The organism is Streptomyces sp. NPDC026673, from assembly GCF_040638135.1.
Lineage (GTDB): Bacteria > Actinomycetota > Actinomycetes > Streptomycetales > Streptomycetaceae > Actinacidiphila.
In genome coordinates this window covers 28,855-44,926 of sequence record NZ_JBEZXR010000029.1, presented here as the reverse complement: position 1 = coordinate 44,926, position 16,072 = coordinate 28,855, and the positions used below count along the sequence as shown (strand labels likewise).

1 protein-coding gene (cut by a window edge) is annotated in these 16,072 nt (G+C 67.0%); it reads left to right on the top strand.

The window, feature by feature from the left end:
- A protein-coding gene (locus AB0F62_RS20800; RefSeq protein ID WP_361800791.1) for a hypothetical protein crosses the window boundary here: on the top strand, positions 1–16,072 show its 3' end. Its footprint begins 17,381 nt before the window's first position; only the last 16,072 of its 33,453 coding nucleotides appear in the window; its start codon lies beyond the left edge, outside the window; the stop codon is at positions 16,070–16,072.

Genomic DNA, 16,072 nt, shown 5'->3' with positions numbered 1-16,072 from the left:
CGGAATCGTGGACGAACACCGTTACGACGTGGCCTACGAGTTGTCGGTCGCGCCGGTGGACCGGCCGCGCAAGGCACTCACCTATTGGCTCGACGAGCCCGGCAACCTGGTCGCCCAGATGGTGGTCGCCCGGGCACACGCGCCGGCTGAACCGGCTACCCGGGAGGAGCGGGTCGAAGCGGGTGATGATGTCCGGTACCTGCGGAGCTGGCCGAAGGGCGAGCCGCAGTTCGACTTCGCCAAGGGGGATTCGGGTCTGTATCCCGCGTTCCTCGCCACCGACCGCGTGCTGATGCTGGGTGGGCGACTGTACTCCTCGGTACATCGGCTGCCCGTCGGTGCGGATCGCGAGGAGGCCTGGCCGGTCCAGCTGACCCGTGTCTTCAGGGCCAACGCCTTGGCGGCGGCCTTCGGGCACCTCACCGACCCGGCCGGGCTCGTGGTGCCGCTGCCGGAGGTCAGGGGGTGGAAGTCCGCGATGACCGTGAGGTTGCGCGGATACAACCCGGTGCCCGTGGCCACATTCGCGGAGGGCCAGCCGACCGAGATCGAGCAGTATTCCCAGGGCCAGCTGGCACACGCGACGACGGCAGGACGACAGGTTTCGGCCGGCGCCTCGGCGGCGGCCGGACCCCAGTTCCGGTTCGGATCCGACTCGGGTACCGAGGTCACCACCATCGACCCGCACGATCTGGGACCCGAACAGCAACGCGCCGGCGGTCGGCAGGTCGCTCAGGTGATCGTCGACGGCACCTATCTGCGGGGGTCCTCGCAGGAGGTGTCCCAGGGGGAGATCGCGATCTCCCGCGTGACGTACCCGACGTCTGAGCCCTTCCGGGCCGACGCCGTCTGGGAAATCACGATGCAGCGATGGCGGAAGGGGAAGGAGAGCAGCGCCCAGACGGCGACCCGGCTGATCCGCATCACGTCCGGTATGGATCTTTTGGTGCCGACACGAATGATCGAGGATGTCCTGCCGCGCGCGGAATTTGCACCCGGGGCCGACCGCGGATCCGCGATGCGTGGCTACGCGGGCGGCAGTGTGATGGTCTCGGGAACCCGCGCGGAAACTCTGCAGGCTCCCGGTGTCCTCGAGCACATCCTGGACACCTTGAAGAGCCGTGGTGTGCTTCCCCGGAACGACGTGCCGACCACTCTGCGCACTGCCTTGCTGGCCAGATTCCGCTCCTCCGCCCTGGAGACGCATTGGACGCGGCTCCTCACGGGCGGCGTGTCCGGGTGGTTCCCGTTCCACGGCGACGAGACGTCTTCCTTGTCTGGTTTTGCCGGCACGTCGCACTACCTGTGGGTGAACGTCAAGGTGGTGGAGATGGGCCCGGCGACGGAATACCGAGACCGCGGCGAAGTGGGCCTCACGCTGCGGGGCGAGAGCGTGGAGGACGAGAAGAGCAAGAAGTTCGTAGGAAAGGCGTTCCGCTACGGTGTCGCGGTCACCGGGAGGGGCGGGGGCCACGCGGAGGAACACGAGGGCCACGTCGGCGCCGACCTCGGCGCCAGCCGCTTCCAGGTGAGCGGGCGGGGTGCCATAACGAAGCAGAAGGTACTGGACATTCAGCGGTCCAATCCGAAGGGCGGTAGCGCCGAGTTCAACCACACGCTGCACTTCCAGGTCGACATGGCCCTCACGTCGAAGGCACCCGAGATCCTCAATGCGCCGACCGGGTTCGCGGGTGCCATCGGCAGGATGGCGACCGCACTGGGCGACTGGGGGGCTATGAAGGAGGCCTGGCGCGAGCGGTCGTGGCCCACCCACCGGTCCTGGACGTGGCAGCACAGGAGCGAGCCGGGCACCCTTTCCGGTCACGTCAGGCTTCTCACGCCCCGCTTCCTCACGGTGCCGGTGGACAGCCCCGATCCGCAGCCTCTCAGGCAGGAGGTGACCAGCGGTGAGCCTCGATGGGACGCCGGGCAGCTCACGAACGAGCCCCGCAGGTCCATCGAGGAGGCCGGAATTCCGGGCATGCACCCATGGGACATACCTGCCGCAGCCGTGGTCGAACGGTGGGCGAAGGCGGTGGCACTCGCCAGCGGGCAACGGGCCCGTGACCCCTTGAGTATCGGCCCGGACATCGCTGTCGTCGGTACGGGAACCGACGCCGGCTGGGCTTACGAGCAGGCGACCGGTATGACGGCCCTGCGGGTCGGGATCGATCGGCTGCTCGCACACGCATACGAGATTCCGGTCGCGGGGCGAACGGTCACCGTCGGCTTCGACCTGATCTCCGCAGACCGGCGGCCGGAGGCCGACCACACGGCGAAGAACCGCAGGTACCGCCAGGCGGACGAGGATCAGGAGGCCAGCACCGTGCGTGCCGACGGGGTCGTCCGGGGCCTCGGTCCCGACACGGGCGGCGGCGTCGGCGACGTGGCGGCGCTGGCCCGCACAGCTGTCAACGAGGGAACGGGGCGGGACCACAAGGTCGAGCGCGGGGTCTCGGAGACGATCGAGACGAACGCGGAGTCCACCCGGCGCCACGCCGTGCTCGACTTCGGGGTCAGGGTGCACATCACAGCCCGCGGCCGGCGAGGCCGGATGAGCATCGACGTCCCGAACGGCCTCACCGCGAGTCTGCCACTCGACGACGCCGGAGAACTCGACGCCGGGGTTCGTGCGAGGATCGGGCATCTCCTCGATGCGCCGGTCGGCCCCGCAAACAGCCACGCAGCGGCGGCCCCAGTCGACCGGACCATCGCCCCGGTGGCACGGCAGACGCCTGATCCGGGACGGGAGACCGGCGGCGACCTCCACGTGCCCCCCGGCACCTCCCCCGAGTCGGATGACCCCGTCCTCGACACACTCCAGGGCCTCTTCGGCCTCACCATCGCCACCTCGCCGCAGTTCACCGTCCTCAAGGAAGGCCTCACCGCACTCCACGCCCTCACCGACCAGGGCGATCTCTACGGCGACAGCCCCTTCAAGGGCCGGCAGCTCTCCCCCGAACTCGTCCGCGATATCGCTTCCGAAAGAACCGGATTCCCCACCGGCGCCATCACCACCACCCACCTAACCGAGCTCCTCAACAACGCACCTCACGTCACCGACCTCGACGACCTCTACATCGAGATCACCGACACCACACTCAGTAATCCCCCGCGCCACGCGGACCCGGATCGCTACACCCTCATCAGGGGCGACGACGGGGACCCGGACCTCCTGATGCCGCCGTACAACGGCACCCCCCTCATCCTGGAAACCGCCCCGACACCCCCTGCCGGTACCGCCATTTCCCATGACTCGCTGATCGACACCCTTCGCCACATCGTCCAGCGAGTCGCCTCTCCCCGACGCCCCCTGCCCACCACCGACGAACGCTTTCGCGCAGAGCTCGCCGACACACTTCGCGCACTTCCCGACGACGACCCCCTGCTGTCCGCCGTCGCGCCGGACCTGAACGACACATGGACCGGGGAGGAACTGACCGCAGCCAGGGTCGGACTCCCGCCCGCAGTGCACGTCGAACTCACCCTCGGCGGGCAGGTCCAGTTGCCCGCCGATATCGCACTGACACCACGCCAGCGCGCCGGCTTGACCGCATTGCAGATGGTGCGCTCCGGAAGCCGAGAGCACCTGGTCAGCTTGATGCCGACGCTGACCGCCCGCACCTACGACATCGACATCACCGTCGTCCGAAGCGATGGCACACCGCTCGTCCAGGCGACGTCCTCACCCGTGGACGCCTCTGCCCGTCGACCCGGAGCAATCGTGCTACTCGACGGCGATCGCGTCCGCTACGGCCTGCCGACCCTGCCGAATCGGGTCGGCAGTCCCTCCTCGCCTGCCCCGGCACGTGGCATGGCACCGGATTCAAGCGCACCCACCCCTTGGGGCCAACTGTCATCGGAACGGCAGGGCAGCCTGGTTCAGGAGGTCACACGAGCCCTGACCGACCTCGGTGCGCCGCCCCTACTTCGCGGCGACATCGCCCGGCTTTACGCGGCGTACAACGAACTCCACCGGACTCCCGCAGCCTTCACACCGCCGCTCCGTGAGCAGGCACGCCTCTTGGCTCACCGTCTGACGGACGGAAGCGACGGTCCGCGTCTGCGAGGAGGGACGCGGGACAGCGACGCGGATCACTCCGACTTACCTCTAGGTCACACCCTGGTGCTGGGACGTCCGCGAACCTCCGGCGCGATCAGGGTCGCTCCGCCTGACGCCGCGGCCGGCGGCCACGAGGCCACCGGCAAGCTGCGCGAGTCCTGGACGCGATTCGAATACGCGGCTCCCCACCGACCGGCGGCCTTCGGATACGACGTCAGCAGCACAGGTGCTGTCCACCTCACCGCGGGCCAGGAGGCTGTTCACCTGTCCCCCGATGGCTGGATGTCATACGGGGACGACTTCCTGCACGAGGACGGCTGGGTCCTGAGGGGGGACAGCGGCTGGATCGGGCAGGTCGCGAATTGGGCGGAACTGCGAGAAGCTCTGCCGCCGGAGACGACGCCGCACTCGCTCGTGGTGCACGAGACACGGATGTATCTCGTGCCCGTGCGAGACGGCGAGGCCGTCGTGTTGCCGCTGACGGCGCGGGCAGCGAGGCAAACCGACATCGGTACCCGCGCGCAGGGCCCGCGCACCTCACCTGACGGGGTGAACCCTGCCGTGGCCGCGCCTGTAACCGTAAGCCCGGGCCTTCCTGATCCCTCACCGGAGAAGGCGTGGGTCTCCCGGGGCACTGCCGACACCTTGCAGCAGACCGATTCCGGCGGCAAAACGCGCACGCCCGGCGGCGCACGCCCTGATGCGCCGACCGGGACCGCGCCGGGAATCTCACCCCGCAACCCTGTCGCGGCGCCCTCGCTGACTGCCCTCGACGCTGCTGCGCCGCCGGCGGACCCCGCGGGCAAATCAGCTCCGCAGGAAACCCCAGTCAAGAGGGTTCGATTCGCTTCTGAACCGGGGCTGCCGGACCGGGCGTCGGAGAGGCGTGCGCCGTCCGCCGACACGATCTCAACGGAGTCGGGACTCGCCGTGCACCGACCGCCCCGGATCGACCGGCAGATGCTGCCACCACGCGTTCCGCGCGAACAGGTCCGGTTCAGCGACGGCAGCCGACTTCCGGAGTATCTGAGTGGCCACGGAAAGGAAGGCTTCTACGGAGCCAGCGTGGTGACGCTGCGCGGCCGTGAGATGGTCATACGGGAGATATCCGCGCGCAGCGGCCTGACCGCCTCGTCGGCGGACGACGTGGTCGAAGCCCTCGCCGACCTGGGCCAGGCCCTGCGTCATTCGCCCCGGTCGTTCCAGGGTGCCGGGTTCCTGTCCAGGCCCTTCCGCGGCACCGACGGCTCGGTCCAGGTGCTGAAGGTGACAACGCGACCGCACGGCAACTGGGAACGCTTCTCCGATTTCCTCGGTTCACCGGTCAAATTCGACCAGGTGCACCGCAGCCAGTTCACGACCGGAAGCGGGATCGCGCAGGTTACCGGAATCAGGGCAGGGATCGGGTTCTCCCTCGGACCGCCGTCGGGCGGGATGGTCTCGGCGTACGGACGGCTCGCCGCGTCTTTGGGCTACTCCCGTTCCTTCGGCTACGAAATGCAAAGTGCCACCCTCACGCAGAGCGAGTCGCGCAGCCTGGGCGCCTCCCATCTGCACCTGGACGACATCCACTACACGGTCGAGATCGTCAGGGGCGGCCCGTCCGCATCGGAAGGGGAGACCGAGGCGCGAGGTCCGTTCAGCTTCTCCGTGCGACACGGTCTGGCCGTGCGGCTGCCGGACAGTGAGACCCTTCCCTCGCAGCCTACGGAACAGGTGCCACACAACCTCGTCTTCGATTCCCGAACGGATTACAGGACCGTTCACACCGAGGAGATCGGTTCGGTGGACGAGATTCGCGCCTGGGCCTTGACACGTATCGGAGCGAAGATCGGCGAGACGGCTTACAACGAGGTGAGCAAGTTCTTCGACAAGGAGAACTTCACACGTATGGCTGATCGGCTCGCCCAAGGATCCGTGGCAACGCCGGAATTCTTCTCCGACGACACGAGGAACGCTTCTCTCGGGGCATTCATCGTGGATCGCGTGGTGCCGGTCAGGGCGACAAGACTCACCGAATCCTCCTCCACCGAAATGCGTCTGACGACCCAGGGCATCGGCCGCAGCGAACGTTCGATCGCCAAGACGTACTCGCAGCAGTTGTCCGCGGGTATCGGGCCCAGTCTGACGTTCCCCGTCACGTGGGGTACCGCCGTCCCGCGGATCATGCTCGGCCTGTCCGGCCGGTACACGCATGCCTCGACCAGGAGCAACGGCTTCGGTGGCACTGCCAGCCACAAGATCGTCGGACAGGCCAAGTCGGTCCCGACCGTTCTCTACGAGGTCGAGAAAACGGTGTATGTGCGACGGACCGGTGATGCGCACGCCACGGCCTTCACGGTCCGCAGCCTCGACCGCATGACGTATACCGAGGCGCGGCGGCTCGGAGGGTGGGACGACGGCACCACCCTGCGCAAGCGTCACGACAATGAACCGAACGCTCCCGTCTATCTCACCCTGGACAATCCTCCGGTCCTCGGCATGAGTCGCCCCGAGGCCTTCGTCCGGGAAGAGCCGTCCACCGAAGTGGTCGGCAGGCCGGACAATGAAGCCGCCGTGGCGCGGCCCACCCTTCTGCAGGAGTTCACCGACAGGGTGATCGCCTCGCTGGCCGCGCTCCACCCCCAGATGATCGCGCCAGTACGCGATCTCCGCTACCCGGACCCCCGCTGGAAGTCGCACGCGCAGTACCGGTCCGCGCTGCACAACACCCTGGCTGTCATCGAGGCACTGTCACAGCAGGCGATATCCACGAATCTCGAGACGCTGATGAGTACCGGTCTGCTCATCAGGCTGACCGATTCGGGACTCGTTACGCGCAAGACCCGCTACGTTCGCATCGAGGGATCTCTCGGCGCGCGCCGCTACGAGGGCACGCAGAACGACCTGATGGTCCGTGCGAGCTCGCCCGCCACTGAGAAACTGGACGGTTCCCGGACCGTTACTCGCGGTTGGGACGTCGGGGCCGACCTCGCCGTCTCCGTCCGCGACACCGCGCGCGACGAGACCAACCGCCCGATGAACATCGGAACGGCGCGTATCGGGCCGCGAACTGGCAGGAGTCGCGGTGAACGCACTGGTTTCGGAACCAATGTCGCCCTCGAGACGTTGACTGCCGGTACCTCCCGGTCTCACCTGTATTCCTACAGACTCGACCTGCGGGCAACCGTCGGCGGCTATTCACGGTTCAGCAGCCTGATCCGGGGGGCCGGCTCCCTCGGATTGCTCGGTCTCGGGTGGTTCGTCCGAAAGGAACCCGAAAGGAGCCTGGACGCTGTGGTCAGTGGACGCGTCGTCCTGGCCGTTCCCGACGAGCACATTCCGCACGACACTCCGCGAATCGAGGGCCCCGCCACCGCTGCACCGGTGGGTTCCCCCGACCCGACGCGCACGGACCCCGCCGTCTCGCCCGAGGCGGAGATTCTCACGGGATCCGAGGCCACGACCCTGGGGACCGGGGCCGATGCCGCCCTCACCGTCACCCATCCGTTCGGCGATCAGCCCTATCACACGATGAGTGTCGGAGCGAGCAGGGAACTCGCCCAGGCGGCAGGCGAAGTGCTCACCACCGCTTCCAACAGCTCGTGGCACTTCAGCACTCCGGGTTCGCCCGCCCGGGAGGCAGGTCTGCGAACGGTGGAGCCCCACTTCCTGTCCGCGGACTTCGATCAGATCTCGGCACCGGACGGAACGACGATCAGTAGCCTGTTCGGATCCGGACCGTACATGAACCGCATCGGCCGACTGGTCCACCGCACCCGCATCAGCGGAGTCCGCCCCGCGTCCAAACCGGTCAAGATACAGACGGAACAGACCCTGAGCAACGATGCCCAGACATCCGGCGGCACCATCACCAACTCCTTCTTCTCGTGGATGGCGGATGGCTTGGCGAGCAGCACGCAGGCCGGCGATCCGACGGTGGCGGGGACTTACGCTCTTCAGGCCGGTGCCACCCGAGGCACCACGTCTACCCGGTCCATCAGCCGAACCGCACTGTCCGACGTGAACGCCGTCGACGACAGCCCCAAGATCCTCCTTGTCGGTGACGCCACGCACGAGCTGGCTGCCACCGTCCACGCCGATGGCGTACTCGCCGACGTAGGCCATCTCTTTGCCCCGCACGTGGACTGGGCAGGACGACGCGTGCATGCCCCGAACACGTGGTTCGGGCACATCAGCGAGAAGTCCGCCCATCGGCTTCGGATCGTCAACGACGATCTCGGGCCCGTTCCCCGGTACACGCAAAGGCAGTGGCGTCAGCCGGGATGGCTGCGCGACCACCCCCTCGGTGGTTACCCCGTCAACTCCCTCACCACCACCGCGGCGCTCGACAGGTTCACCACTGCTCTCGCCCAGGGCGGCGTCAGCCTCGACGGGTCGAGCATGGCAAGGCTCCACTCCCTGCTCACCCCCCGTGTCATTCGCGCCCTGCGTGAGGAGATGACCTCCGGCGGGATCCAGAGAAACAGTCGCACCACAGGTCCCCTCGGTGGTGGTCGCGCACTGCTCAAGGTCGAACTCATCGCGGGCGAGGCGAGGTTCGACGGACTGGACCACAGTGTCGTCATCAGAGACGGCCGCCACGCCACGGAGACCCACGAGAACACCACGGTGCGAGCCGACTCCCTCGGGATCGCCATTACCGTCGCCGAGGCCGTACGCACGGGCGCCACTCCTGCCACCGCCGCGGGCCCGGTACTTCTGGGACAGGGGGCAACCACGAATCAGGCCAGGACGAGCCGAAGCAACGTACACCTGCGCAACAACATATTCTCCGCCACCGAACCCCATGCGGAATACCTGACTCCGTACTCCTTGACGATTACACTCACATTGGTCGACGGCAAAACCATAGGCATTCCCCCGACCGAAGTCGGCACCCTACGCCAGCAGATTCCGCTGAGTCTCAGCGTTCCCAGCACCGACGACTCCGCCGTCGGCACTCGAATCACCGCTCCCGAGGTGCCCGATCCCGACTTCTCGATCACCGTCTGGAACTCCGATCGGGCCGGGGAGCGAGACATCATCGCCTGGCGGAACCTGGGCCGGCATGAGGGCACTCCCTTCCGCCTGCCCTCGGAAGGCTTCCTGGTCCGCCGCGTGATCGGGCTGGCGAACCTGCGAGCGGCGGCCGAGGTGGCCATCGCCGGAGCCTACGGCTCCAACCTGCGGCTCCCCCGTCCCACATCGACCCCGGCAACACGCCAAGGACAGCCGGGAAATCAGGGACAGACGCTCATGGGCGACGCGCTGACCGGCGTTCTGCGCCAAGCCCGCAAGCGCGGCCTCACCCAGTCCGACGGCTTCGCCGCTCAGGCCCTGCGCGACGGAATGAGCAGCACCGCGCTCTCCTCCTTCTTCGCGGAGACCACCGAAGCCCACGGTTACCAGATCGCCGGCCTCAACGAAGACAGCTTTGTCGGTGGTACCCGAGGGCAGAACCGGCTCTACTCCCGTCTCGACCTTGCCAATGCCCGCCTGCTCGCGGTCGCGCCGGCCACGAGCATGGAGGTCGCCATCCGCAGTACGGCCGGCCCGGACTCGTCCCTGACAAGCGTTGACGCTCAGCAGGTCACCCTCAGCGGCGCCCCCGAACTGTCCACTGGCGCGGCAGGCCGTGCCATCCCCGGAGCCTCACCTGCCGAGGCCATGGATGGCGAGGGAGACGATCTGCGTCGCACGGATGCTCAGGGAGGGCAGATCACTTCGAAGCCCACCGCCGGACGCGCGTTTCTTTTCGTGATACCCAGCGGTTGGCTGAGTGTGGCGGAGGTCCAGCACGACCTGAGGGGCAGTTCCGCCGTCAGGAACATCAGGAAGCTGAGCCCGTTCGGAAACGTCGAGCGAGGTCCGCAGGTAACGGAAACGAAGGGCCAGGTACTGGCCTGGGTTCGCGAGGACGTCGCCCGGCAACTCGGTCTCGTCACCGAGGACAACTTCCCCACCGACCTGGAAACGGCCTGGAAGGCAGTGAGCAGGGCCGGCGACGAATGGGTCGCAGCCGACCGGGCGTACTGGAAGACCCGGCGTGGCATGGAGAACCACCACATCACCCGCGCCGCCAAGACGCAGGAGCTGCACAACCGTGCCAGCAGCCTCGCGGACATCGAGGAGCGGCTTGGGGCGGACTCCGAGGACGCGAAGGAGAAGCTCGCCGCCATCAAGGTTCTCGAAGGCGAGATAGCCGAGCTGGACGAGCAGAGGCAGGAACTCGACAGGAAGCTGAAGCAGTCGGAGGACGCGGCAACGGAATTCCACCGGATCCGCGCCGAGACAGATCAACTCACTTACTGGCACAGACTTCCCGAAGATCAACGCGCCGGCACACCCCAGCCGAAGGTCGAGGCTCACCAGGAACAATCGGCATCCGCCAGCACCACCGCCTCGGATAACTACGTGATCACCTCCGATGGCTTCGGGTCCCCGTCTGTGCTCACGTCGCCGTCCGGAACCCCCTACACCCTGCACGAAGTCCCCCGGGACGGAAACAGCTTCTACCACTCGTTCGCCGAGGCACTGCACCACGCCGATCCCACCGCTCTGGCCGAGCGTGTCACCACGGACAGCCGCACGCACCTCATCGCCGACCTACGTGCGCGCTTCGGAGAGGAACTCGCCAACAATCCGGGCAACCTCATGGACTTCACAACCCCGGAAGCGACGGACCAGGTACTGCCCGAAGACCTCGCCGCGGCCGGAGTCGACTTCGGAGCCTCAGCCACCGAGCTGCGCGAGTACCAGGACACCGGGCACCTGCCGCGACACGCTCGGCTCTCCGCCGAACAGCGGCTCCGGCTCGCCCGCACGCTGCTGGAGCGTCCGGGCGACAGCGACACCCGCTCCGGCTGGGACAACAGCAGCGCCGATCTCCTCCCGGCCCTGGCCGCGCGAGTCTTCAACACCCGCATCACAGTCGTCACAAACGAGGGCAGGCGTCACGAGTTCGGTTCGGCACACGCCGGGAGTCATCTCGTCCTCCACTACGTCGACGAGCACTTCCGGTACGCCCTCCCTCCGACGCCGCGCACCGCCTCCCGCAACACCCGGCCGCTGCCTCCGGCCGCGTTCGAGAGCACCCCGACTCCGGCCGGCACACAGCCGAACGACTCCGGCGCTTCCGCGGCCCGCCCTGCCCACACAACCGTGCCGTGGAACCACGGAGCCGGCGACGCGGCCTACCGGGCGACGGGCACGACCCTCAGCGCACCCGATGGCACGCACTTCGAGCTCCACGCGTCCAAGATCGACGGCAACGGATTCTGGCCGTCCGTCGCCCGGCGGTTCGAGGGCCAGGCCCCGGACACCGATGTGGCCGATGCCTGGAACCGGGCACCCGAGGACGGAGCTCTGCGCTCCGGTGCCAGGGCCAACCGAGCAGCCCTGTTCACCCGAACCGAGTTGCAGGACGCGGGTATCACCCTCGACGAGGAACAGGAGCGGCGGTTCCGCAGCGCCGGCGACCTGCTCCCGGCCGGCCTGACGCTGACCCCGGCACAGGAACAAGCGCTGCTGCTCACCCAGCTCACTACCAGCCGATCGTGGAACGACGACACAGCCGAAACCGCTGCCCGGCTGGCCGCGGACATGTACCGGGCCGAACTCACCATCGTCCACGAGGACGGCAGCCACGAGACCTACCCGGGCGAGGGTGCCATCAGCGGTCGCCACGTCACCCTCTATCGGCGTGGTGACGAGTACCTGCTGGCCAGTCCCACCGTCACCCCGATCGCAGGTCCTGGGAGACTGCCCGCATCGCACACGGAGACTTCCGGCCACGCCGACAGTCCCGGCAATACCGCTCGGACCGGTGGACACCACGGTGCTCCGAGCGCGGCGGCAGGGCACGACGTCACCGTCGCGAGGGCGGATTCCGCCGCGCCCGCCGCGGACAAGGGCAAGGGCAAGGCGTCGCCCGGCACCTCCGGTCCCACTCATGTCGAGCGGGAAAGCGGCATCGCCCGCCATGACGTCACGGACGACGCGTCGGCATTCGGGGCGGGAGCGAGCGTCGCGGACGCACAGCGGGTCCTGTCTGATGCCCAGTTGACCAGCGACGATCTGCGGGCACGGTACATGGAAGGGGTCGGTACCTCAGCCGAGTCCGACGGCGTGCGGTACCTCGAGTCGCAGGAGCGGGTGCGGCACGCTCACCGCACGCTCGCGCGAGCGCAGGTCCACTGGTCCGAAGTGACCGGCAGGGCCGACGGAATGCACCCGGCCGCGGAGGGCCGCGACCTGCCCTCCGGCATCGCGCGCACCGCAGATGGCGATGCCGGCCGCGTCGCACGCACGTGGTCCTCGATGCCCGACGGCGAGCGAGGGATGTTCCTGAGCATGGTCCGCCGGCTCGTGCGGCCTCAGGAACATCTGACACGAACCGACGACGAGATCCGGATCGCCTTCGAGACGCTGGACGACGTCCACCGCAAGGCGCCCTTGCACGACATCGCCTCCCACACCGCCACTCTGCTCCTTGCCGGCCGGGCCTTCCCCGTCCTCGGTGGGTCACGGAAGTTTCGTCGGAAGGGAAGCCGCGAGGCATACGCGAGAGCGGTCCTGGAGAACCCCGCCCTGATGCCGGTGTCGATTCACCCTTCGGCGGTCCCCTTCGGCCACCGGGGATCTCCTGTCGACGACCCCACGCCTCCCGGTGACCAGGTGCGCTGGTGGGGCATCGCCGACCCCGCCCACATGATCACGGCAGCACACAAGGTCAAACTCGCCCTCCGGGCATCCGATCTCGGTTCCTTCCTCACCGGCTCGGACGGTGAACTGGCCTCTGGAGCCGAAGCGCGAAAGCTCCGCATCAGCCAACTCCGGTATGTGTCAGAAAAGGAACTCTTCCCCGGCTTCACATCATCGGTGCACGCGGAGATCGAACTGTGGAGTCGGCAGGTCGGCGTCATCGAAGACGAGCTGAACAGGAGATCGCACCCCCCGCACACCCAGCAAATGGTGCCTTCTTATGCCGACATGGAGATCACCAAGGCTCTTGTCGGTAAGACCACGGAACAGTACCGGGTAACACACGTCCTCGCGGAACCGAGTCCACATCTCACGACGGGCAGCTTCTCCACCGGAGCCGTACGCAAACTGACTCACCGGCAATGGTCCCGCTCCAAGGAGAACCAGGAGATCCTGGCGACACTGGAGCGGCGACGCGGGATCTGGGACCGCGTGGACGAGAGCCGGGCGCTCACCCTGGTCATGTGCGAACGGCGCGCCCTGACGCAGCGCTCCCTCGACATGACGGCGGCTCTGAGGCGAATCGCTTCCGACAAACTGCTGGATCGTCTCTACGCGCACCGCATGGCATCATCCCGGACCCTGGACGAATTCGCCGCACGCGTACACGACTATTTGCTCAACAGGGCGGGACTCGTAAATTATGTCGCTCTGGGCAGCGCCACCAATGGCGTCCCCTTGCTCACCTCACTGACAGCGCGTCCCGACGTACCCATCGGCGAACTTCTGGCCGGCTCCCTCACCACACCTCCGGAGGAGCACAAGAAGCGCCTGACCCGAGCCGTACTCGTCTCGGACGTGAAGAATCAGCGCTTCGGGGGGTCCGCGCGTCCCACCGTGATCCGCTGGAAGTCCGAGGTCCGCAACCGGACCATTCAGGCAATCAACCCCGATATCGATCCGATGGGCGATCCTGCTCCCGCAACGCCGACGTCGATGTACCCCATCATCACCTACGCACCGCCGGACGTGGTACGCCACATCCTCGCCGCCGCAACGGATTTCCAATACGATGCGGATTTGCGACGAAGGAGGCAGGCCAGGAAGTCGGCCGAAAACGCTGCCGTCGCCGGCGCCTTCATCTTCGGCGACCTCACCTGGTCGGACGTCGCGAAGGTGGAAATGACCTATTGGGACACACAGTCGTGGCACCGGGCCGCACGCGAGTACCGGGCACTGAGTCAATTCATCCATGAGCACGGCCTTGACATTCCGATTGAGGTAACGTCGGTCCCGCCTCTTTCAGTTAGTGAACGGCACGGTACGTTGCCGTTCGCCACGGCAATCACCGGCCCCACCGGTACGATCGGCCGGGATTACACACCGGTGGCCGAACGCCCCGTCCGGGAGTTCGGCTTCGACAGAAAGCGCCTGCTTGTTGAGACCGTTGATGCAAACGGAAGAAGCTCCGCCACAGTACCCGCTCCTTGGGCGGACGCGCCGAGTGACCCCTTCTTCGTCAAGGGTCACTTGGACGCACGGGGCAACGTCAGTATCCGATTCGGAGCCACCGGGCCGCACGGCAGCGTGACCGGCGCAAAATTCGCCGAGATGCTCGCCAAGGATCCCGCGCTCACCACACTGTCCCCGTTGACCGATATTGTTCTCCTGATACCCCGCGGCGGCGCCGGGGGGCTTGACATGCCGCGCCAGGTGGCAGCTCGAACCAACCGGGATGTGTGGTCGTTCAGCGGCCATCTCGACATTCTTCCGGCCGCCGGCGGCAAGGAATTCATCACCACCTATTGGGACATAACCGCCGCCGGTCACCGCGGCAGCTGGATTCGCAGCTCGCCGCACGATCTGTCCGCAGACGCCGCTGCCGCCATCGGTTCTTCCGTCATCCGCACCTGGACGGGCGGGACCATACGAGACAGCGATGTCATTTCGCAGACCATCGTCGGTGCGGACGGAAGATCCAGAGGCCGCTGGATCCACGCAGCGCATGACATGTTCAGCATGGGCCTGGTAGCCGAATTTATCGCCCAAGAAAGAAAGTACCTCCAGTTCGACACGTACGGGAACACCGCAGCCTGGACCGACGTCCCATGGTCAACCAACGCCAAGGACCCGCAACCCTACTTCTGGGATTCGCACGGCACCTCGCGTACTGTCAAGCTCGCAACAGCTGACGGTGCGGTCGTTGAAGTCGACGGCCGGGAACTCGCACGCTTTCTTAAGCGACGCCCAAGCTACAACCGACTGGTCGCGAACGCACCCCTTGTGCTTCTCGCCTGTGACGCCGGTGGAGCCACTCCGAACGGCGAACTCAATGTGGCCGAACAGTTGGCCGAGGAAACCGGTCGATCGGTCTACGCTTCTCCCGGGCAAGTTCTTACGAGTGATGACTATCGAGCAGGAAAACGTGTGGGAGCCAGCACGTGGGCCGATCGAATAGTCCGCCTGGAGCCGGCTCCCGGGCAGGCTTTGGGGCAGTGGATCCGATTTGACCCGCCACACCACGCCACTTCCGCTGCCCCGGGCGGAATCTCAGCGGAAATCCAGACAGGCGGACAAGAAACCGGCATGGTTCGCGACGGATACATCACTCCCCACGATTCCTCCTCCCTGCTGGAGTCCCGACAGTCGCCTGTTCCGTCCAGTCCAATGCCGGACGTCGCGCGGCAGCCGTTCACCCTGACCGGGACACACGAATTGACGGCCGCCAACGGTGAGAAGTTCTCCGTGCGTCCGGTCCGGGGATTCGGGAACAGGTTCACGGAGGCACTGGCCACAGTTCTCGAACGGGATGCGATACCGCCTCGCACATTTGCCAACAGGCCGCTCGGATCAATCGCCGACCTTCAACGCAGTCTGGCCGTCGAGGTCGACGACGCAAACCTCCCCACCGGTGACGCGCTTCCTGCCGGCAGTGCGAGCGTCGGGCTCGACGTTCTGGCAGAACTCGGCATCACCGTGAACGCGGAGCGCCAGGCGCTCGCGCAGATGCTCGGCGGGCACATTCCCCTGAGCGACGCCGGACTGACCCGTGGCCAACAACTGTCGGTACTGCTCAGGACCCAGCAACAATGGAACGACGCCGTCACCCGGGTGGCGACCGCCACCGCGGCCAAGTTGCTGAATATCAACGTCGACCTCGTCGATCTGCGCGACGGATCGGTGTCCCGCTTCCAGGGACCGGGCGCGACGTACACCCTGATGCTGGCCACCGACGGGCAGACGTTCGGCGTGCTGATGCCCGGGAACACAGTGCCGGCCCCCGAAGCCGGTGAGGACAATCGGCCTTCGGATGACGCCCCATAA